The following is a 20,481-nucleotide window of genomic DNA, read 5'->3' as shown; positions in this document are numbered from 1 at the left end:
TCCCCTCGCTGAAGCGGAGGGGTTTTAGCCTGCCCACATCACTCCTATAAATTTTCTCAATTGTGCCTGACCCGCCTAAATTTTGCAGTGCTTGAAGTGTGGGAATGAGCATTTGATCAAAGGTTGACACAAAGGATTTAGATGCCTCTGACATTTCTCCGTCGCTATTCTGTGCTTTCTGATGAACTCGTCATAAGCTTTGTGGCTGAAGACGGCTGTTCCTTGAGAATCGTGGTATCAATCACGCAGGGCAATCGGGCAGCCTTGAAACCGCGCTTAATCACCGGAAGGGTTTCTTGAAAGAGGACAAAGAGGGGAAATTGACGATTCGCGCCCTCACTAAAGACATCCCGATGCTGCAAGGGCATATCCCAGCTATAACTGCGACTGAGAAGCACTTGGGATTGGCGCCAGCGCCCCAGCAGTTCCGTAAAGCTTTCCCCCGGACGATGGATAAAGACTAGCAGTTCAATGTCGGTTTTGACTTTCCACTCGGGATCGCACATGACAAAGACCAAGTCACAGGGCACCATCACTGACTTGACTTGGGAACGTTGGTTCGAGGTTGTGGCGGCAGGAACCTGAATATGGGCGATCGGCAGCGGAATCGGAATTAAACTCTCTTGAGGTCGCCGCATACTGGGAAGCATCTCTAGGTACGGGCGATATTGCCGCAAGAGTTCTGTCGCATGCAGCGGATCCGTGTAGCGAACCAAGGTGTCTTCGTAGAGGTTGGGGGCGATCGCCATAGCAGAAAGCACTTGCAACTATTGCTATCCTAGAGCAGGTCACTGCTCCTCAACAAGCCAACAGAACTTTAACTCACCGCTTGCTGTGCTAATTGCTCTAGTTGTGGCAAATTGAGGATTTGGAGTTGTTGCTTGGCCGCATCAATCTTGATCCAGTTTTTCGCCACCAGTTTATCCAGCAGTTGATGTGCTTCATCAGGGCTCATGTTAGCCACATCCGCTAAATCCTTGATGGGTACATTGAAAATCATAGCTGTGTTGGCATTGCCCCCCGGATGCTGACCATAGCGCCGTGCCAAATTCACCAAGACATGGGCTAGTTTGACGGCAGGAGGTTTGTGCAACAGTTCAATGCGAGTATTAGTCAGGCGTAGCCGTTGTGCCATCAATTGCAGCATCCGATAGTGCAAATCCGGCTCATGGCGCAGGACATGGACAAATTTTTGCGCCGGCACGGACAAAACTTCCGCTGGACACAGTGCCACCACATCCGTTGAGCGGGGTGATTGGTCAAGAATGGCCATTTCACCAAAAAAATCCCCCGGCCCAAGGATCGCTAGGGTCATGAAATCTCCATTAGGGAGCAGTCGCCGCACCTTCACCCAGCCTGAGAGGATAAAGTAAACCGCATTGCCCCACGCATCTTCAATTAGAATGGCACGCCCCGCCGGGTAGGTGTTATGCCAAGCCACTGAGAGCATCGAGGAAAGTGCCTCTTGGGAACTGGCACCAAAAAGCGGAAAGAGTTGACTAAAGTTTTCGGTCTCAATACTTGACATAACAACCTGAACTTGAGCTTTCCAAAGGTAATGTTTCTCCCCTAGGATACTAGAATATCCGATATGCCTTAGCCACAGCTTCATTATCTCTGGCGATAGACCCGACCTCGGAAAAAAGAAGTTTTGCTGAAAGTCCTCAACTATTGTGAACAAGGTTGTGATGTAACCATGCAAACGCTACGCTAAAAGTGTCACTGCTTTCTCAATGAGAACTAAACTCCAATGACATACTTCCGCCACTCTTGATGAGTGCCGGTACGGACGTGTTTCGTGACTTCAAAGTACAAACTACTAATGGGACGACGCGGTGTCTGCCGTAGGGACATATTCGCTTCTTTGGGGGTGCGATTCCCTTTCTTGACGTTACAGCGAACACAGGCGGTCACAATATTTTCCCAAGTTTCACCGCCACCGCGGGATTTGGGAATAACGTGATCAAGGGTCAGTTCATCGCCTGTATAGCCGCAGTACTGGCAGGAGTGGCCATCTCGATGCAGGATATTGCGGCGGGTAAGGGGAATTTCTTTGTAGGGAGTGACGACATAATGCCGCAGACGAATGACGGTCGGCAAGGGAAAATTGTTGTAAACCATCTTGCCGTTGTGTTCGACTTGCTCCGCCTTGCCCTTGATTAAAAGGACAACTGCCCGTTGCCAACTCGTAATATTGAGTGGTTCATAGGAAGCATTGAGTACCAGAACCTTCGCCATATCCGTTGACACGCGGCATTCTCTCAGATAGTAGCATATCCTTTGTGATTGGGGTAACACTAGAGAAAATTTTTGCAGTTCCCACTCTCCCCTGGGATCGTGATAGTCTGGCAGAAGCTTCTTCTTCGTTATTTGTGTTTTCAATGACCCCTAGGTCTCTAGCAGCACTGCTGCAACCGGATTTAATTCTTGAAACCACCATTGAACAGTTGCACCCCAGCCTGCTGGCAAAATATCATCTGCGGGGCATGGTGCTGGATGTGGATGATACGCTCCTCCCCACCTGGGATGCGCATCTGCCCCCGAAAACTCTGGCGTGGCTCTTAGAGATCAAGCATCAAATGCCAATCTGGCTAGTGAGCAATAATTTGAACCATCGCCGCATTGAACGGATTGCCCAGCAGGTGGAGTTACCCTTTTTGATGGGGGCGGGCAAGCCGTCGCGGCGGAAGATTCGTCAAGCCGTACAAGCCATGAATCTGCCCTATAATCAGGTGGCCATGGTGGGCGATCGCCTGTTTACAGATATTCTCGCGGGCAATCGCTTGGGGATGTTTACGATCTTGGTGCAACCCGTTCTTGTCAAGCGCCTTGATGGTAAGTCTTGGGTGCGTCATCTGGAGTTTTGGCTAGCACGACAGTTGGGAACACGGCTGGCGATCGCGCCCCCCGCTGAGAATTAGCCTTTTGCTTGTAAATAATTGACCAGTGCCCGTAACCCCAACAAATAACTATCAGCACCAAAGCCAGCAATTTGACCGATCGCCACCGGGGCAACATAGGAATGATGGCGAAAAGTTTCCCGTTGATGAATGTTACTCAGGTGAACTTCCACAGTTGGCAGGGCGACTGCAGCAATCGCATCTCGTAGAGCTACGCTGGTGTGGGTATAGGCTGCGGGGTTAATTAAAATGCCTTGGGCACGTCCCATTGCCCCCTGAATGGCATCCACCAAGATCCCCTCATGATTGGACTGGAGGCACTCAATGGTTACCCCCAACTCCTGCGCCAAGGCCTCCAAAGATTGGTTGATACTCGCTAGGGTCACAACCCCATAAATCGCCGGCTCCCGTTGCCCTAACAGGTTCAGATTGGGGCCATGAAGCACCAAAATATGAAAGGCCAAGCTTAACCTAACCGTTCAAAAATGACTCAATTGTATTGAATGCTGTCGCTCTATTGGCGATCGCGCACGGGAATCGGAATCGGCTCCAGTTCAGGGGTGGGTTCGGCGCTGCCTAGAAGTTCCAACAGTTTTCTTAACCACGATTTGAGGGTGTCAAGCAGGCTCTCTAGATAATCCATTGATGTCCCTACTGTATCGCTATAGAACTTGCAGATGCCGCGTGTCCTGAATAAAGACAAAAGAAGCATCGTAACTTTACGTTAGCACAATTCTTTTGAATCGGCACCCGATCCATTGAAGACGCGTTAGGACTTCTGGAAGCCAAGACCATGGCTGGCGGCGTAGCGATCCATAAAGCGAATAAAGCGATCCCACTCTTGGGGGCTGCGCATCGTGTAGGTGGCCTCAACGGCAACGGGCTGGCCGTTAATGAACTTGGCATTGACATCACGGGTGACAATTTCCCCTTCTTCGTCCACCATGTACATCCCTGTGATCTCCAAGGTACCCTCTTGGACAATTTTGGGGTTATCAAAGTAAAATATGGCCTGACCACTGCTGCCATCCCGTGCCCGGGTCAAACGCACATCGGGAACCACTTTTTCATCAACGCCACGGATAAATTGAATTTCTGCCATTGGACCAACACTTCAAGCAATACTTCTAGGATACCTGGATTGGGGACAGCTCAAACCAAGAAATCGCGCCGCAGGCTGTAAATCACCCATTCAGGCTGCTCCAGATGGGGTAAGACCCCTGCTTTGGGGATCACTTGAAACTGTTGCAGGCGATCGCGGGCGGTGGCATAGAGTCGCTCACCAAGCGAAAGGGGCGTGAGCTTGGCCTTTTCCCCCCAAAGGATCACGGTGGGGATCGTTAAGTGGGGTAAATACTGGCTGAGATCAAAGGAGAGATTTCCCTTCAGGGTAGCCAGAGCTGCCCACTCGGCATTGGGACGAGAAGCGGCATCCAAGTAGGCTTCAACAGTTTCCGAGCGCAGCCGCTGCGGATCAGCAAAAATAAATTGAGTGAGGAAGTTGCGCACCGCCAAGGGGTTAGCAGCAGCAACCGTGTAAATGAGGCGATCAAGAATTGGCACACTCAGCAGGGCATTGGCGATCGCCTGTCCTTGATCTTCACCAAAGTCATTGAACCCACTAGGACAGACTAAACACAAACGCTCAAAAAGATGGGGTTGCTGAATCGCCAACCGCACAACAATCCCAGCCGTTAGGGAGGAGGCGACAACGGTAACGGGTGTGCCCAGCATGCGCAGCAGTTCAGCCATCATTAGCCAGTAGTCACTAGTGCTGTAGTCGCGAGCAGGATGATCTGACTCGCCCCAACCAATGAGATCCGGGGCAATGACGCGGTAGTGGGGCGCAAAGGCAGGATACACCTGCGACCATTCATAGTGGCTAGACCCACCCCCCAAACTGTGGAGAAAGACAAGGGGAGGGCGAGATTGCACCTGCCCCCAGTAGCGATCGCTGGGGGTGTAATAGACCATACGGCCACTACTGGTGCTGAAGCTCTGCTGGACAAAAGTGGGCGGACAAAAGGCCATGCTACTTCAGAGGACGAATCAGGTAACCACAGCGATGTTCACCATCCACCAGCCAATGGGTGCGCTCTACGGCACAATCGCCAAGGGCGATCGTAAACATCTCTAACTCGTGATTACAAACTGTGGGAAAAGACTGGGCAACGGCGGAAATCGCACAATTGTATTCCGTAAATAGATAGGCACCTTGAGGCTCACTCACGGGGTAAAACTCTGCCATATAGCCCTCCTGTCGCCGCAGTGCCACCAGTCGTGCCAAGCGTTCTGCCAAGGTGCCGCTCCCGATTTGCTCGCGATAGGCCAATGCCTTGCGTTGCCAAGCTGCCTGCAATACATCCTGCATCTGCTCTGGACCAAGGGTTGCCGCTACGGATTCTAGGAGTTCAACTGCAAAGCCCTTTGTCTGACTCGACTGTTGCCGCAGTTGCAGTTGCCGTAGTTCCTCCCGTCCCGCCTCGCTAATCGTGTAACGGTATTGGGGGCGCCCCACCGTACCCGACAGAACTTCATAGGTCACCAGTTGCTCCGCCTCTAAATCCTTGAGGTGCCGCCGCACCGCTTGCGGACTAATCGCCAGTTGTGCCGCCAACTCCTGGGCACTGAGGTGACCGTCGCGGAGAAGGCAGTGTAAGATGTCCTGTTTAGTATCTGATGTGAGCGTCACGCAACGCCCCCTTGACTAAAACAACCGTTTTGTTGCTAAATTAGTCCTAGAGATAAAGCAACCATCTTGTTGCTTAATATACTCTAAATTTTGGCCATTCCTTCACCCCAGAGAACACTCGATGTCGGCAACGGTACAATCCCTCGTCAATCAGCCCTATAAATACGGCTTTGTCACCCAAATTGAGACGGAAACCATTCCTCGAGGTCTCAACGAAGACATTATTCGCCTCATCTCTGCCAAAAAGAACGAACCAGAGTTCATGCTGGAGTTTCGCCTGCGGGCCTATCGCCAATGGCTGAAGATGAGTGAACCCACATGGGCACGGGTGAGCTATCCCCCCATCAACTACCAAGACATTGTCTATTACTCAGCTCCGAAACAAAAGGAGAAGCGGAAGAGCTTGGATGAAGTGGATCCCGTCCTGCTGGAAACCTTTGAGAAACTGGGGATTCCCCTCTCAGAGCAAAAGCGGCTGACCAATGTGGCCGTAGATGCCATTTTTGATAGCGTGTCAGTGGCCACTACATTCCGTGAAGAGTTGGCCAAGCAGGGGATCATTTTCTGCGCCATTTCTGAAGCGCTCCACGAATATCCCGAGTTGGTGCAGAAATACTTGGGCAGTGTTGTCCCCATTGGTGATAACTTCTATGCTGCTTTGAACTCCGCAGTCTTTTCCGATGGCTCCTTTGTCTATATTCCCAAAAACACCCGCTGTCCGATGGAGCTATCCACCTATTTCCGCATTAACAATGGCGAGTCGGGGCAGTTTGAGCGCACGCTGATTATTGCTGATGAGGGCAGTTATGTTAGCTACCTTGAAGGCTGCCATCCCGCCGGTGAGCAAGTTTGTACGCCCGATGGTTGGGTGAATATTGAAAGTCTCAAGCCCGGCGACCAAGTCTATGACCATGAAGGGAATCCCCGCCGGGTACGGGCGGCGATGGTGCGTCACTACAAGGGGGATATGATTACGGTGCGCCCCGTTTCCCCCTACCATGCCTTTCGCCTCACCACAGAGCACCCTGTTTTAGTGGTCAAGCGTCGGGATGTTGCTGCGAAACGGCAGCGGCGGGGGGATTGGCTGCCAGAAGTGGACAGCAAGAAGTTAAAGCAAGCCCAACCCCAGTGGGTAAAAGCCGATGAACTTGAGGTTGGTGATTTCCTGCTTGTACCCAAGCTCCACGCGCCCACTCCACAGTTCCTCTCGAATCCTGAGGTGGAACTGCTGGGATACTCCTTGGCTGAGGGTAGCACCTATGTGAACTCCGCCAATGGTCAATACACCAATCAGCTCAGTTTTGGCCTACATGAGCGCCCCCTCGCAGAGCGTGCCAAGGCTCTTGTGGAGACGGTTACAGGGCGTAAGGCTTACCTGACGGAGCAGTGCGATCGCCATGCCCTTGGTCTTAGGTTGTACTCTGCTGAAGCATCTAGTTGGCTCTCCGACCACTCTGCCAAAGGAGCGAGTCAAAAACGCCTCAGCTCAGAACTAATGCACTTGGATCAACGGCAGACACAGATTCTCCTCGATACTTACTTAGCAGGGGACGGCAATGTTGGCGATCGCCAAGGTTCAACTATGGTGCGCTCTTGCACAACCTCGCCAACCCTAGCCCAGCAAGTGCAACAACTGCCCAATCCTTTGGGAATTTATGGCTGGCTCCAAACGCGCAAGGGGGGCTTCAGTCATTTTTCTCGCCAGTCTGATCGCTGGATTCATTCTCAATCCCTTTATCAAGTCGGCTATACAGCACATAAACGCTGGGATCTTGTGCGCGAAACTGAGACTCACTTCCTTGTCCCCATTCGCGAAATTCGCCGCGAGCCCTGGGATGATCTGGTGTTCAACATTGATGTTGCCGAAACCCACAGCTACCTTGTCCGGGGCATTGCGGTTCACAACTGTACTGCTCCCATGTTCGATACCAATCAACTCCACGCAGCAGTGGTAGAATTGGTCGCCCTTGACAATGCCGAAATCAAATACTCCACGGTGCAAAACTGGTATGCTGGCGATGCAAACGGCAAGGGGGGTATCTACAACTTTGTAACCAAGCGTGGCCTCTGCCTTGGCCGCAACTCCAAGATTTCTTGGACACAGGTGGAAACGGGTTCAGCCATTACTTGGAAGTACCCCAGTTGTGTCTTGGTGGGGGATAATTCCGTGGGTGAATTTTACTCCGTTGCCCTCACCAATAATTACCAGCAGGCGGATACGGGCACTAAGATGATTCATATTGGTAAGAATACCCGCAGCACGATTGTCTCCAAGGGGATTTCGGCAGGGCACTCCCAAAATAGCTATCGCGGCCTAGTGAAAATTGGGCCAAAGGCCACGGGGGCACGCAACTATTCCCAATGCGATTCGATGCTTATTGGTGATACGGCAGCCGCCAATACTTTCCCCTATATTCAGGTGCAAAACCCCACGGCACAGGTGGAGCATGAGGCCTCAACATCAAAAATTGGTGAGGATCAACTCTTCTACTTTGCCCAGCGGGGAATTGCTGCCGAAGATGCGGTCTCAATGATGATTAGTGGCTTCTGTCGCGATGTCTTTAACCAATTGCCGATGGAATTTGCCGTCGAGGCTGATCGCCTGCTGAGTCTGAAGCTAGAAGGTAGTGTTGGCTAGAGATCCCTAAGATGTCCCCGGAAAGAGACGCCACACTTTGATGGTGCTGTCTTCACTGGCGGAGATCAGTTGATCCTGATCAAAGACGACACTATACACTGCACCAGAGTGTCCCTTGAGGTTACGCAATGGCTGACCAGAGAGGGACCAGAGTTTGACGGTTTGATCGCCGTGGCCACTGGCAATGGTGCGGCCATCGGGACTCACCGCTACACTAAAGACTTGCCCGCCTTCGGTGCCAAATTGATGCTGGAGTTCCCCTGTGGTCAGGTTCCAGACTTTGATACCGTCTTGGTCACTGCCGCTCACTAGTTGGCTGCTGTCGGGGGTGAAGGCGAGGCTATTGACATCGCCAGTGTGTCCTTCGAGGGTGCGCAGAAGGCGGCGGGAGGGCAAATCCCAAATGCGGATCAGCTTATCTACTCCGCCAGTGGCTAAAAAACGCCCATCGCGACTAATGGCAACGCTGAGCATGATGCCCTCATTCCCTTTTAGGGTGGTGATTTCCTGACGGCTAGGGACATCCCACAGTTTGACGGTGTGATCATAACTGGCACTGGCAAGGGTGCGGCCATTGGGGCTGAGGGCTAAACCATTGACAAAATCTTGATGACCACTGAGGGTGGCTTGGAGCTGGCGATCGCCCACACCCCATAGTTGATGGTTTTGTCTTTGCTGCCGCTAATCACCGTTTGACCATCGGGAGTGATCACAAGGGCATAGATCCAATCGGTGTGACCTGTGGCTTGTCCGAGGGCAGTTCCCGTAGCCAAGTTCCAAAAATACAGCCTGCGATCGTCGCCACCACTCACGAGTAAATTGCCATCAGGACTGAGGGCGATCGCGTTCACTTCATCTTGCTGGCCGCGCAGCGTCATAGCGAGGGCAATTTTTTGCCAATTGGAGGTGGTTTCGCCGTTTTGAGCGGGGGAGGGCGTCCAGCGTTGACTGAGTTGCCAATAGGCCAGTCCTGCGACCAAGCCGCTGATTACAAGTGTGCTCAAAAGAACTCGAAGATCAGAACTGCCTTTGTTACTCATCCGTCCCGTACCCCAATAGCTTGCAAAAGGGCTGTACCCTACATTAACAATAAAGGCTGTGGCGCGTTTTTGCGGATGACTTGTGTTGGGCAACCCTATGGGATGGTGATAAATGAATACAACACCCCTTCACGACTATAAGCGCACGGTTCATTTTGCTGATACAGATGCGGCTGGAGTGGTTTACTTTGCCAATCTGCTGCGGTTTTGCCATGAGGCCTATGAGGATGCCCTTGCCCAGTTGGGGATGGATCTGCGGCAATTTTTCAGCAACAGTGGCCTGATTGTACCGATTACGGAGGCGCAGGTGCGGTTTTTGAAACCTCTCTACTGTGGCGATCGCCTGCGGGTGACCATTGATCCCCAAAGACTGGATCACAGCCGTTTTCAACTAACCTACACACTCTACAATGCGCGGGGCGATCGGGTGGCCATTGCCCAGACGCAACACATTTGCCTGCAAGAAGGCCAACGGGTGGCCATCCCTGAACCTTTGAGCCGCTGGCTAAAGTCCGCACCAGAGGAAACCAGCGATCGCGAGGATTAGGGGGATAATAGGGAAGATGTTGCGTCATAGCTCACTGCAAGAATGACCCAAACCTTTCGTGTTGAAATCCTGCACCAAGGACAAACCTACACGTTTGAAGCCAGTGCCGATAAACCCATCCTGCGATCGGCCACCGCTGCCGGAATTGATCTCCCCAGTTCCTGTAATGCGGGGGTGTGCACCACCTGTGCCGCCCAAATTCAAGAGGGTACCGTTGATCACGGCGATGCAATGGGGCTGAGTCCCAACCTGCGGGAAAAAGGCTATGTACTCCTCTGTGTGGCTCGCCCCTGTTCGGATCTCAAACTCATCTCTGAAAAAGAGGAAGAGGTCTATAACTTCCAATTTGGTCAATTCCAGAAAGCATAGACCTATGGAGGAGTCCCCCCTGCCCGATGAGCCTCTGAGTCGTACGCAGGTCTTAGTGGCCATGGCGTTGACGGCCATTCTGTGGCTGATTTTGGCGCGGGTGTGGTTATTGACCCCCTTTTCCGGGGGACTTCTGCCGCTGCGCTGGGATGGTTGGGCAGTGGTTTTAGGAATTGCCCTCTGCTTAGGAATTACGGGGATAGGCGCTATTTTGTATCGCCTCTGGCCCGCCTACCGCCATGCGTCGGATACCTACCTGAAACTGGTACTTTCACCGCTGCTGTGGCCTGATCTCTTTTGGATTGGCATTCTGCCCGGCCTCAGTGAAGAGCTGCTCTTTCGCGGGGCGCTCCTACCGAGTTTGGGTCTCAACTGGGCAGGGATCATCGGCAGTTCGGTGTGCTTTGGTATTTTGCACGCTGGATCGCGGCAGCAGTGGCCCTACGCCCTGTGGGCCACCATTGTTGGCGGGCTGTTTGCCTATAGTGCTGTAGCAACGAATAATTTACTCCTAGCGATCGTGGCCCATATTTGTACCAATTGGCTGGCGGCTACACTTTGGAAAGTCTCCTTTTTGCGATCGTCTCCCCATCAACCGTAGCGCTGGTGTCCCAGCACCCGAAAGACCTCCTGTTGCTCAAAGAGTTCAACGAGATCGGGATTAATCTTAAATTCCTTGGCCTCCTGCCACAAAATCTTTAAGGCCGCATCAACAGGTAGGCTCTTTTTGTAGGGGCGATCCTTGGCCGTCAGGGCATCGTAAATATCCGCGATCGCCAGCATCTGGGTTTGCAAAGGAATCTCCGCCGCCCCAATACCTCGGGGGTAGCCACTGCCATTCAAGCGCTCATGGTGACCATAGGCGATGATCGGCACATCCTTTAGGTGAGGGGTCCAGGGAATGCGGGAGAGAAACTGGTAGGTATAGGTCACGTGGGCTTCAATGATCCGCCGCTCCCCTTGGGTGAGATTGCCTCGCCGCACCAAGAGTTGTTCCAGTTCACTGGCCGTAATCAAGGGATGGAGTTCGCCATCAGTCCCGCGATAATAAAACTGGGTTAATTCCTGAAGGCGGGCAAGGGGTTCTTGATCGAGAATTTGCGGCTCATTGGCCTGCTCGAGCAACTGCCAATAGGCTTCGAGGGTGACCAGTTGTTGGCGAAGTTCCTCATCGCAGTGACGCAAAAAGGCGCAGTGGTGACAGGCCTGTTCGGCAGCGTGCGGGCTGTGGGGATGGGAGAGCAAATAGTTTACTTTGGCTTGAGCCGTTTCCATTTCTAGGGTGCGGCGCACGAGGGCAAACCGTTGGCGAATCACCTCCAGTTGTTCAGGGAACATTTTCTTGTGCTTGTTGAGAATGGCTTCAGGTACGGCCACCTTACCAAAATCATGGAGCAGCGCTGCATAGCGAATCTCTTGTAGTTGGCGATCGCTAAAGGAAACTTCCCGAAAAATGCCCCTTGAGGTTGCATGGGTGATCTCCGCTAGGCGTACGGTAAGCGCCGCCACCCGTTCCGAATGTCCTGCCGTGGTGGGATCCCGCACTTCAATTGCTTGCACTGAAGCGGTGACAAAGCCCTCAAAGAGCTGTTCAATACTTTCCAGCAGGTGGTTGCGCTCAATCATCACGGCGGCCTGACTGGCCAGCGATCGCACAATGTGTTCTTCCCAAGGGCTATAGGGCTGGGTGAGATCCACAGTGGTTTCTGGCGTCAGTAGAGTGTCGGGCGATCGCTTGCGGTTAATCAGTTGCAGAACGCCAATCACTTCACCACTGACACTTTGCATCGGCACCACCAGCACCGAGCAGGTTCGATAGCGCAGGGCTTCATCAAAAGAACGATTAAACTGGTACACCTCGCTGCCGTTGAGGGCATACACATCGGCAATATTCAGCGAGTCTCCCGTGAGGGCGGCATAGCCTACCAAGCTATCAGGAGTGAGGGGGACTGTAGTGTCCTGTACTTGCTTAGGGAGAGCAACACTATCATTTTGAGTCGCCTTAAATTCAAGCACCGCCGGCTCTGTCTGTCGCTGTACTAGAAAAATCGTGCCGGCATCGCTAGCGGTCATTTGGCGACTTTTCGTGAGAATGAGATGCAGTAGTTCCTCTAGGGATTGGCTCGCAGAAAGGGCGATTCCAATTTCCAGAAGCTGATCGACAAGGGTTTCAGCACGCGAACCAAGCACCGCTCGTTCAAGGGGGCTGACACTCATCGCAAAAGACCCGTAAGGAATGCGCCCATTATAGATGCGTTGCAAGTATGCGGTTGTGATCTAATTGCGGTGGTTGTTGTGGTAGGGAATGCGTGCCCCTGCCCAAGCCAACTTCTCCCGCAGCGTTTGATAAAAGGAGTAGTGATCCCGCAGAATGATAAAGCGTGCCTGACAATCGGCCATCGTCACCTGGACTCGCTGTCCGGGCCAAATGGAGGTGGCCAGTACGCCATCCATCCACAGTTTGGTATTGAGGCTGTGATCGTCCAATGGCCAAATGCTCACTGCGGAGCGCGAGGGCAAGACAATGGGGCGGCTAGAGAGACTTAAGGGGCAAATTGGGGTTACCACAAGGGCTTCCATCCCCGGATGCAAAATGGGGCCATTAGCGGCAACCGTATAGCAGGTGGAGCCGGTGGGGGTGGCCACCAGCAAGCCATCCCCTTGGTACTGATCCACCACATCACCATCAATTTCCATTTCGAGGATGGCGGTGATCATGCGATCGGCAGACGCCGGCTTAATACACATTTCATTCAGGGCATAGTAGCGATCGCCCACCACTTCAGGATGCAATTTTGGCCCCTCAAACACTTGGGCTTGCAACATCATCCGCTGTTGCATGGCGTACTCATCCCGCTCAAGGCGATCCCAAACCGCCTCCATATCGCGAAACAGCTCTAATGGTTCCGTCAAAAACCCCAAATGCCCCCCCACATTCACCGCTAGAATCGGAACCCCAGCCGCAGCCAGATGCCGTGCCGCCGCCAAGGAAGTGCCATCTCCCCCCAGAACAACGGCCAGATCAATCGGCTCTGTCACCGAGGCCATAAAAACGGGGTAGGGGTTGTCCTTAGGCCCACTCGGCCCAACGAGCACATTGGCGCCACGCTGTTGCAGTTGACGGGAGGCGCGATCCGCCCATTCCTTGCTCTGGCGATCGCCCGCCTTATGAACGACAATGACCTGATTTAGTTGCATCCAGCGTGCCTACAGGGGGTACATAAACAGGATGTGGCCATAGGACGAGAAGGATTGGAGCCTACTCCCTCCTTCTGCAACGGACTCTCTGTTACTCGTTGTCTAGATCCTGCACCTCTTTCACAATGCGTCCCAACTCAGTTTTTTCATCCACAGCAATACGGGTGGGGGTACCGCTAATAATCCCCTCAAAATTACGGAAGGAATCGCGAATTTCCGCCCCCTTCTCACTAATCACATACTCACGAATGCCCTTATCATGCCAAGAACCACGCATCTTGAAGACGTTAATCGCCCGTGACATTTCACCGCGAATTTCCACATACTGCAACAGCAAAATCGTGTCTGTAATGGTCGAGATATGGGACTCCGTAATCGAGTTCGACCCCATAAATTGATCCGTGGTGTTGGTGAAAAAGCCAGTGATCTCCTCCTGCTTGGCAAAGCCCGTAACCCCAATCACAAACTGCCGGAAGGCATTATTGCTCACCCCCCGATCCAGCGCTGATAGGGAGTCAATGGCCACCCGCGAAGGCTTAAAGTCGGCAATTTCCGACTTGATAATTTGCAGGTGATCCTCAAGACCCGCTGATTCTGGATAGGCACAGACAATCCGCAGCAGACCTTGGCGTTCTAACTCCTCAAAATCAATGCCCCAGGAGGACGCGTTGCGCGACAACTGCGCCCGCGATTCTTCATAGGCAAACAGCAGTGCCCGTTCTCCCTGTTGGCAGCCCGTCTCCAAGAATTTGCTGACCAAGAGGGTCTTGCCAGTACCCGTGGCGCCCGTGGCCAAAATAATCGAATCTTTGAAGAAGCCGCCGCCACACATCTCGTCGAGGGTCTTGACCCCCGAAGACACCCGCACATTGGAGGAGCGCTGGGTAAGACGCATCGCCCCCAACGGGAAGATATTGATACCCTTGTTGATCGTAAAGGGATATTCCCCCTTCATGTGGGTGGTGCCCCGCAGCTTGAGAATTTCGACCGTGCGCCGCCGCCGTTCTCCCTCCAGCACATTACGCAAAATCACCACATTATCGGAGACAAACTCTTCGACGCCAAAGCGTGCCACTGGGCCATATTCCTCAATGCGCTCCGTGGTCATAATGGTAGTGACCCCCAGTTGCTTGAGGCGGAAGGCCAAGCGGAAAATTTCCCGCCGCACCACCGAGGCCGCATCGTATTGCTGAAAGACCGCTGTCACGGAGTCAATGGAAACCCGTGTGGCTTTGTATTTGCGGATGGCGTACTGGATGCGCTCAATCAGCGCCGATAGATCAAAGTCTCCCGCCACATCTTGGCCATCGGGATCTGGGGAGGCATCAAGGATAAAAAGCTTCCCTTGATCAATGAGACGTTGGAGATCCCAGCCAAAGCTCAGGGCATTTTTAATAATGTCGTGGGGAGACTCTTCAAAGGTGACGAAGATCCCCGGCTCATTGAAAATCGTAATGCCGTTGTAGAGAAACTGCACCGCAAAGAGGGTCTTGCCGGTACCCGATGTGCCACTGACGAGTGTCGTGCGTCCTTGGGGCAGGCCACCATGACTAATGTCATCAAAGCCCTCGATCATCGTGCGGATTTTTTTGACTTCGGCAGCCACCTTCGGCGTTGAACTGGGCTGGTTGTCTGGTGTATCAGTCATAGAGGTTCTAAGTCGGCACTCTTAAAGGGATTTCCAAAGGGTTATTCTAAACCGAGGGGAAGAAAGGTCTCATTCCAAATCAAGATCGTCTTCGGCTTGCTCACCAATCTCTTCATACAGCAAGTCAAGACCAATAAGCACCTTTTCGCGATTCGAGAGATCCCCAATGATGCGGCGCACCGGTGGGGGCAAGACTTTGGCAAGGGTTGGGGTTGCTAGAATTTTATCTTCCTCCGCCAGTTGCGGATTTTTTAGGACATCAATGACTTTGAGGGCATAAACCCCCTTAAATTCCTTTTCAAGAATGTTATTGAGGGTCTTGAGGGCACGCACGGAGTTGGCGGTGTTGCCAGCCACATAGAGCTTGAGAACGTAGGTTTTCCGCAGTGGGGTCATAGAAGCTACACCTCACGCGGAATAGAGCGACGGTACATTTCACACAGATGGGCAATGACATCGATGAGCGTCAGGCGATAGTCCAGCAAAATATCCTCACTACGACCTTCGAGTTTGAGTTGTTTGGAAAAGTTATCCATGAGTTCGACGTGAATCTCTAGCACTTGGGAAACAGAAATATCCGCGAAGAACGCTTTACTAACAAACTCGTCAATGTGCTCATTAACTTTGGCATCGGTGTTAAAGTATTCAAGGATAATGGTACGATAGATTGAGCGCAATTCGTCCAGCAGCTTGCGTTTATCGGCAGGGGACATACGGCGGAAGAAAAATTCCGTGTCTCGTTTGTAATAGACCCCTAGGTAGCCGAGCCGTTCCTTCAATTTTTGGGAAAGACGATGCTGGGGATCGACATTACTGCTCTCTTTCAGGGCTGGCATGCGAAACATGACATGGGGCGGCACCGCACAGCCCGGACAGAGTTTGACAAATCCCGTAATGGCTTCCTCAATTTGGTGGTTGAGCTGGTGGAGGTTGTCAGCGGTGAGAATGATTTCAGCAATGTGGTAGTGCGGACCCGGCGGAACGGGTGAGGTGCCGGCAGGAAAGATAATGATCGCGGGCAGGAGTGTGGCGCTGTGGTGAAGATAGGTAATGATTTGCGGAGTTCCCTCTCCCCATTCTAAAATTAAACAAGCGACATTATTGCGCCGCTGCTCTAGGTAGGTGCAAAACTCTCTCTCGTCGCAAAAGTAAACCAGTTCATCGATGTTGGAGTTGTGCAAACGGACCAATTCTTGGCCAATAGCGGGCGAGTAAACTAAGCCACAGATTGTTAGTGCGGTTGACTGCGCCACGTACTTTCAGAACTTGGGTTTGCATCTGATAGCATCCTATCACTTTCTCGCTGGTGGTGGCAGTGTTTTCTGGAGGAGTGTTGCCATTTCATTACAAGCTTAGGATCGACAGCCCTGCTCACAAGGACAGGACACGCTCAGGAATGGCAAAGCCGGCGTAAAACGGCATCCTATTTCATTATTTGATGTATCCCCCATCAAAAAAGGGCTGTATCCATGAATTCCCTCTCCCTAGCCAGCTTTACTGAACCAGCAATGACGGTGGGGGCAGGTTTGTCTCTCAGCGAGGTGTGCCAGCGTTGGCAAGAAACCCTCCCAGAGACGATCGTCATTGTGGATGAGGAGCAAAAACCCTTGGGAGTGGTGCAGGGCTGGCGGTTGGCGTTGAGTTTGGAGCGGGAAGGGACGTTAGCCGACTTGGCGGTGGGGAGTGTGACGGCTTCTTGGCGATCGCCCGTGATGGTGGTACCTGCAACGTGGACACTATTGCAGTTTCAGGGGTGGTTGCGCAGCCAAGCCCAGATGCCAGCCCATATTGCGGTTGTGGATGCACAAGGTTGTTTTTTGGGACTGCTGGATCAGCAACGTTTGCTCTATCGCTGGGCCTGCCAGCCCCCTTTGCCTTGGCTGGAGGTGATTGAACAATTGCCTTTGCCGCTACAAATTCAAAACGCCCAAGGGAGAGTCGTTTGGCAAAATTGTGCTTGGTCAGAACACTTGGCAGATTTCTTGCCACTGGTGCAGCCCAAATTTGAAGGCATGAATTGTCAGGCACTAGAGGCGCGATCGCTCTGGCAGGTGTGTTCCTTTCCCTTGAATTTGACGTCGTTGGACTGGGAGAAGGCAGAAAGCGGTGTCGCGGTGGCCAGCGATCGCTATTGGTTATTTTTTGCCCAACGGCGGCAAGAGGCTGATCCGACGCCCCCCACCCATTTGCACCAACTGCGCCTCCATCAGCAAAAGCGCCTCCTCCTGAGCTTGGGACATGAACTCAAAAATCCCCTAACGGCGATTCTCGGCCTCACCCAACTCCTGTGGCAGCACCCCCTACCAGAGCAACAGGACTACCTTGCCCTGATCCAGCGTAGCGGTTGGCAAATGAATCGCCTCATTCAGGCGTGGCAGGACTACACCCGTGCCCTTTGGCGAGAGTTGGAATTGCAATGGGAAACCGTAGAATTGGTGGGTTTGTGGTTGCGATCGCAGGAATTGGCGGAGCATCTTTACAATCTGACCCTGCCGAGTTGGCAATGGCAAATTGATCAACCCTTGAGCCATGTGTACCTCTACGGCGATGCTCTGCGGCTACGGCAGATTCTTGCTCATCTTTTGGGGTGGCTGCTGCTCTTTCCCAGCGATCGCTATGGACTGCGCTTGAGTCGCTGGCAAAACTGGCTGGCACTGCAACTGTGGGAAGAGGGACACGGTATTCCCCTTAAGGATCACGATCGCCTGCTACACGAATGCCTCGAGGACTATGCCGAAATCACCATGGGGCTGATGCTCGCCCGCCAACTCTGTCGTCTCCACAATGGCGAGCTTTCCTTCATTGCCCAAGCTGACGACTCCAGTGAGTGGACAGTGCTGCTGCCCTTCGCTGAGGAACTTCCCCCTGAGTTGCCCACTACAGCTCAATTGATCCTTTTGGTGAGCAATGATGCCACGTGGATCATGGACACCACTGCTGCATTGCGGCGCAATCACTACGGCTATGTGGTCGCTCGCCATCCCCTTGAAGCCCTGGATAAGCTGGAGCAACTGCAGCCCACGGCCATTGTCGTCCGTCCCGCCAGTAGTCTGAGCTTGGCTGATGTGGTTGAAAGTCTGGCCACCAGCCCCTTCACGGCCACTGTTCCGTTGATCATCCTCTCCGATGAAGCCACTCCCTTGGGCTTGACCGGTTTTGTGCAACGGCTGCCCTTAAGTAGTCATCCCAGCCTGCTCATTGATGTCCTCGATCGCTGGTGTTTTCCACGACTGAAAGAAGCAACCTTTGAGCGTCCCCTCCTCAATCAAACGGTACTCCGCCTCGGCCTACTCCATGAAATCAGCCTGCCCCACCTGCGGCTTCTCGAAGCAGAAGACCTTGAACAGGCCGACCTCCTAGTGGAGATTTGGCAACCCGACATTCTAATTTGGGATTTACCCGCTGGCGAGGTCGCCCATCTAGAAAATCATCCCAAACTGCGAAAACTCCCCATGATTACCTTGGCCGAAGAGAGCAGCCGAGCCATTCATCAATTGGGGGATGTCATGGTCTTTCCCTGCCTCAACCTTGCGGACTTAATGGATGTGGTGCTCCTTGCTACAACGGTAAAAACTCACAGCTGACTCAGCACTGTCCGCGCTGCCGCAATGGTGCGCTCAATATCCGCTTCCGTATGGGCAAGGGAAGTAAAGCCCGCCTCAAACTGGGATGGCGCAAGGTAAATCCCCTGCTCCAGCATGCCCCGGTGGAAGGCCGCAAACTTTTTCAAATCAGACTGCTTGGCTTGCTCATAGTTCGTCACCGGACCAGCGGTGAAAAAGAGACCAAACATGCCACTGATGTGCCCACCACACACCCCATGGCCAAATTCCCGTGCGGCGTCTAACAGTCCTTGGATCAGCTTGCCTGTGATCCGATCCAGCTGTTCATAACTGCCGGGACGGCTGAGAATCTCCAAGGTTTTAATACCCGCTGTCATCGCCAAGGGATTACCAGAGAGGGTACCCGCCTGATACACTGGTCCCGCCGGTGCCACCATCTTCATAATGTCGGCGCGGCCGCCATAGGCACCCACCGGTAGGCCACCGCCAATCACTTTTCCGAGGGTGGTGAGGTCTGGTGTCACACCAAATTTCTCCTGAGCACCGCCATAGGCAATGCGAAAGCCGGTCATCACTTCGTCAAAGACCAAGAGGGCACCGTACTGTTTCGTCAGCTCCCGCAGCCCTTCGAGAAAGCCAGCATCCGGCGGAATAAAGCCAGCATTACCAACCACGGGTTCAAGGATCACCCCCGCAATGTCATTGGGATACTGTTCAAAGAGGCGACTGACCGCTTCGAGATCATTGTAGGGTGCCGTTAATGTGGCGGCAGTGGTTGCTTTCGGCACGCCGGGAGAATCGGGTAAGCCTAAGGTGGCCACCCCTGACCCTGCTTTGACCAAGAACATATCGGCATGACCGTGGTAGCAGCCCTCAAACTTGATCACCTTTTCCCGCTGGGTATAGGCACGCATAAGCCGCAGCACTGCCATACAGGCTTCAGTGCCAGAATTGACAAAGCGCACCATCTCGACACTAGGGACAGCAGCAATCACCATTTCCGCCAAGATATTCTCAAGCACGCAGGGGGCGCCAAAGCTGGTTCCCTTTTCAAGGGCGGCATGGAGAGCATCAATGACTTCGGGGTGGGCATGGCCGACGATCGCGGGTCCCCAAGACCCCACATAGTCAATGTATTGATTGCCGTCCACATCCCAAATGTGGGCACCCTTGACGTGATCAAAGACAATGGGCTGGCCGCCGACGGACTTGAAGGCACGCACGGGTGAACTGACGCCACCGGGCATGAGTTTTTGGGCAGCGGCAAAAATTTCTTGGGATTTTGTGGTTTGAAAAACGGTTGTGGTCAACGTCAACTCCCTCAAGCATTGGCGTGCTCACAGTATTATAGGCAATTCTGCTGACCCTTAACCCCACAAGGGCGCATGTTGCAATTCTTTACGGTTTTGGCGGCTGATTTATGGCTTTTGGGAGAATAACACTGGATTTGTACCCACAGAACGGCTACCTCTGCAGGATGTCTATGTTCTCCAGTCCCTTGCTAGCCAAGATTTACCCCCCACTGCCGCTAATGCAGTCCTGCTAAACAGGGGATGCCTCCCAAGCGTATCTTGCGCAACTGGCCGATGCCTACCCTTGGCTGACATTTTGCGCTGTGCCTAAGGAACTTGGCTACTACGAGGTGAAAATGTGGGCAGCGGAGAAAGCGACGGGTATGGAACCTGCGGCGGGCTACTTTCTTTTTCGCCGTCAGTTTTTGCTGGATCACCCGATTCCCACTGAATTACCGCTCTACCGTGGCAACTGCGTCATTCATGCCCATACACTGCTGCACCAAGGGAAGCGTATTTGGCGTCAAAGCCCGTGCAAGTCATGCTCTCCCCAATGGACTCTGGCCCTTCTACTGGCGATTTTTGCTCATTAAC

Annotated in this window: 23 protein-coding genes; 7 read left to right on the top strand and 16 right to left on the bottom strand. The window is 53.0% G+C overall.

The features are described 5' to 3' along the window. Nucleotides 1-164 precede the first annotated feature (164 nt). The 3 genes from IGQ15_RS04725 to IGQ15_RS04715 all read right to left on the bottom strand — a co-directional run bounded on the left by IGQ15_RS04725 (nt 165) and on the right by IGQ15_RS04715 (nt 2,238). On the bottom strand, nt 165-761 hold the full coding sequence (locus tag IGQ15_RS04725) for a hypothetical protein (protein WP_297049106.1): 597 nt from the start codon (nt 759-761) through the stop codon (nt 165-167). A 56-nt stretch (nt 762-817) separates the two neighbouring features. Beyond that, the gene (locus IGQ15_RS04720) at nt 818-1,528 is read right to left on the bottom strand and encodes a Crp/Fnr family transcriptional regulator (RefSeq protein WP_297049102.1); all 711 of its coding nucleotides are present in this window, start codon (nt 1,526-1,528) and stop codon (nt 818-820) included. 212 nt (nt 1,529-1,740) lie between these two features. After that, complete coding sequence (locus IGQ15_RS04715) at nt 1,741-2,238, bottom strand: HNH endonuclease (protein ID WP_297049101.1); 498 nt, start codon at nt 2,236-2,238, stop codon at nt 1,741-1,743. A 143-nt stretch (nt 2,239-2,381) separates the two neighbouring features. On the opposite strand from IGQ15_RS04715, the gene IGQ15_RS04710 reads away from it, so the two are divergent. Then, nucleotides 2,382-2,921, top strand: coding sequence for a YqeG family HAD IIIA-type phosphatase (locus tag IGQ15_RS04710; protein WP_297049099.1), 540 nt, complete (start codon nt 2,382-2,384; stop codon nt 2,919-2,921). On the opposite strand, the gene aroQ is transcribed toward IGQ15_RS04710, so the two are convergent. The 5 genes from aroQ to sufR form a co-directional block, all read right to left on the bottom strand. Further along, entirely contained in the window at nt 2,918-3,364 is a 447-nt protein-coding gene (gene aroQ / locus IGQ15_RS04705; protein WP_297049097.1) for a type II 3-dehydroquinate dehydratase, read from the bottom strand. The genes IGQ15_RS04710 and aroQ overlap by 4 nt on opposite strands. A gap of 50 nt (nt 3,365-3,414) precedes the next feature. Continuing rightward, a complete protein-coding gene (locus IGQ15_RS04700; RefSeq protein WP_297049095.1) occupies nt 3,415-3,543 on the bottom strand; it encodes a hypothetical protein in 129 nt (42 codons plus the stop codon). A gap of 126 nt (nt 3,544-3,669) precedes the next feature. Then, on the bottom strand, nt 3,670-4,002 hold the full coding sequence (gene psb28 / locus IGQ15_RS04695; RefSeq protein WP_297049093.1) for a photosystem II reaction center protein Psb28: 333 nt from the start codon (nt 4,000-4,002) through the stop codon (nt 3,670-3,672). Nucleotides 4,003-4,052: 50 nt separating this feature from the next. Then, the gene (locus tag IGQ15_RS04690) at nt 4,053-4,931 is read right to left on the bottom strand and encodes an alpha/beta hydrolase (RefSeq protein WP_297049091.1); all 879 of its coding nucleotides are present in this window, start codon (nt 4,929-4,931) and stop codon (nt 4,053-4,055) included. Nucleotide 4,932: 1 nt separating this feature from the next. Further along, nucleotides 4,933-5,592: an iron-sulfur cluster biosynthesis transcriptional regulator SufR gene (sufR, locus tag IGQ15_RS04685; protein ID WP_297049089.1), complete on the bottom strand. Its 660-nt coding sequence runs from the start codon at nt 5,590-5,592 to the stop codon at nt 4,933-4,935. A gap of 121 nt (nt 5,593-5,713) precedes the next feature. Here sufR and IGQ15_RS12015 point away from each other — a divergent pair, with 121 nt between their 5' ends. Continuing rightward, nucleotides 5,714-8,230, top strand: a complete 2,517-nt coding sequence (locus tag IGQ15_RS12015; protein WP_363315787.1) for a SufD family Fe-S cluster assembly protein — start codon at nt 5,714-5,716, stop codon at nt 8,228-8,230. 6 nt (nt 8,231-8,236) lie between these two features. Here IGQ15_RS12015 and IGQ15_RS04665 read toward each other — a convergent pair whose 3' ends face one another. Further along, the gene (locus tag IGQ15_RS04665; RefSeq protein WP_297049087.1) at nt 8,237-8,878 is read right to left on the bottom strand and encodes a WD40 repeat domain-containing protein; all 642 of its coding nucleotides are present in this window, start codon (nt 8,876-8,878) and stop codon (nt 8,237-8,239) included. Beyond that, nucleotides 8,818-9,234, bottom strand: a complete 417-nt coding sequence (locus IGQ15_RS04660; protein ID WP_297049085.1) for a hypothetical protein — start codon at nt 9,232-9,234, stop codon at nt 8,818-8,820. Before IGQ15_RS04660 ends, IGQ15_RS04665 begins: the two co-directional genes overlap by 61 nt. A gap of 148 nt (nt 9,235-9,382) precedes the next feature. On the opposite strand from IGQ15_RS04660, the gene IGQ15_RS04655 reads away from it, so the two are divergent. Genes IGQ15_RS04655 through IGQ15_RS04645 form a run of 3 tightly spaced genes read left to right on the top strand, consistent with a single transcriptional unit; the run spans nt 9,383 to nt 10,787 of the window. After that, a complete protein-coding gene (locus tag IGQ15_RS04655) occupies nt 9,383-9,817 on the top strand; it encodes a thioesterase family protein (protein WP_297049083.1) in 435 nt (144 codons plus the stop codon). 42 nt (nt 9,818-9,859) lie between these two features. Next, a complete protein-coding gene (locus tag IGQ15_RS04650; RefSeq protein ID WP_297049081.1) occupies nt 9,860-10,186 on the top strand; it encodes a 2Fe-2S iron-sulfur cluster-binding protein in 327 nt (108 codons plus the stop codon). A gap of 4 nt (nt 10,187-10,190) precedes the next feature. Continuing rightward, entirely contained in the window at nt 10,191-10,787 is a 597-nt protein-coding gene (locus IGQ15_RS04645) for a CPBP family intramembrane glutamic endopeptidase (protein WP_297049079.1), read from the top strand. Here the strand turns inward: IGQ15_RS04645 and IGQ15_RS04640 are convergent. The 5 genes from IGQ15_RS04640 to IGQ15_RS04620 form a co-directional block, all read right to left on the bottom strand. Then, on the bottom strand, nt 10,778-12,376 hold the full coding sequence (locus tag IGQ15_RS04640; RefSeq protein ID WP_297049077.1) for an HD family phosphohydrolase: 1,599 nt from the start codon (nt 12,374-12,376) through the stop codon (nt 10,778-10,780). The two genes, IGQ15_RS04645 and IGQ15_RS04640, sit on opposite strands and share 10 nt — an antisense overlap. A gap of 87 nt (nt 12,377-12,463) precedes the next feature. Continuing rightward, entirely contained in the window at nt 12,464-13,384 is a 921-nt protein-coding gene (locus tag IGQ15_RS04635) for an NAD(+) kinase (RefSeq protein ID WP_297049075.1), read from the bottom strand. A gap of 91 nt (nt 13,385-13,475) precedes the next feature. Further along, nucleotides 13,476-15,032 (bottom strand): circadian clock protein KaiC, encoded by a 1,557-nt coding sequence (kaiC, locus tag IGQ15_RS04630; RefSeq protein ID WP_297049073.1) that lies wholly within the window; start codon nt 15,030-15,032, stop codon nt 13,476-13,478. Nucleotides 15,033-15,101: 69 nt separating this feature from the next. Beyond that, the gene (gene kaiB / locus IGQ15_RS04625; protein WP_297049071.1) at nt 15,102-15,428 is read right to left on the bottom strand and encodes a circadian clock protein KaiB; all 327 of its coding nucleotides are present in this window, start codon (nt 15,426-15,428) and stop codon (nt 15,102-15,104) included. 5 nt (nt 15,429-15,433) lie between these two features. Beyond that, nucleotides 15,434-16,285 (bottom strand): circadian clock protein KaiA, encoded by an 852-nt coding sequence (locus IGQ15_RS04620; protein ID WP_297049069.1) that lies wholly within the window; start codon nt 16,283-16,285, stop codon nt 15,434-15,436. Between the two features lie 216 nt (nt 16,286-16,501). Here IGQ15_RS04620 and IGQ15_RS04615 point away from each other — a divergent pair, with 216 nt between their 5' ends. After that, nucleotides 16,502-18,616, top strand: coding sequence for a histidine kinase dimerization/phospho-acceptor domain-containing protein (locus IGQ15_RS04615; RefSeq protein WP_297049068.1), 2,115 nt, complete (start codon nt 16,502-16,504; stop codon nt 18,614-18,616). On the opposite strand, the gene hemL is transcribed toward IGQ15_RS04615, so the two are convergent. Further along, on the bottom strand, nt 18,607-19,842 hold the full coding sequence (hemL, locus tag IGQ15_RS04610) for a glutamate-1-semialdehyde 2,1-aminomutase (RefSeq protein WP_363315788.1): 1,236 nt from the start codon (nt 19,840-19,842) through the stop codon (nt 18,607-18,609). The two genes, IGQ15_RS04615 and hemL, sit on opposite strands and share 10 nt — an antisense overlap. A 368-nt stretch (nt 19,843-20,210) precedes the next feature. Between hemL and IGQ15_RS04605 the strand changes: the two genes are divergently transcribed. Continuing rightward, complete coding sequence (locus IGQ15_RS04605) at nt 20,211-20,480, top strand: hypothetical protein (RefSeq protein ID WP_297049064.1); 270 nt, start codon at nt 20,211-20,213, stop codon at nt 20,478-20,480. Nucleotide 20,481: the final 1 nt, after the last annotated feature.

It is taken from the genome of Thermosynechococcus sp. M98_K2018_005 (genome assembly GCF_015295825.1).
Taxonomy (GTDB): Bacteria; Cyanobacteriota; Cyanobacteriia; order Thermosynechococcales; family Thermosynechococcaceae; genus Thermosynechococcus.
The sequence above is the reverse complement of the archived record's forward strand: the minus strand, read 5'-3'. Positions and strand labels throughout refer to the sequence as shown.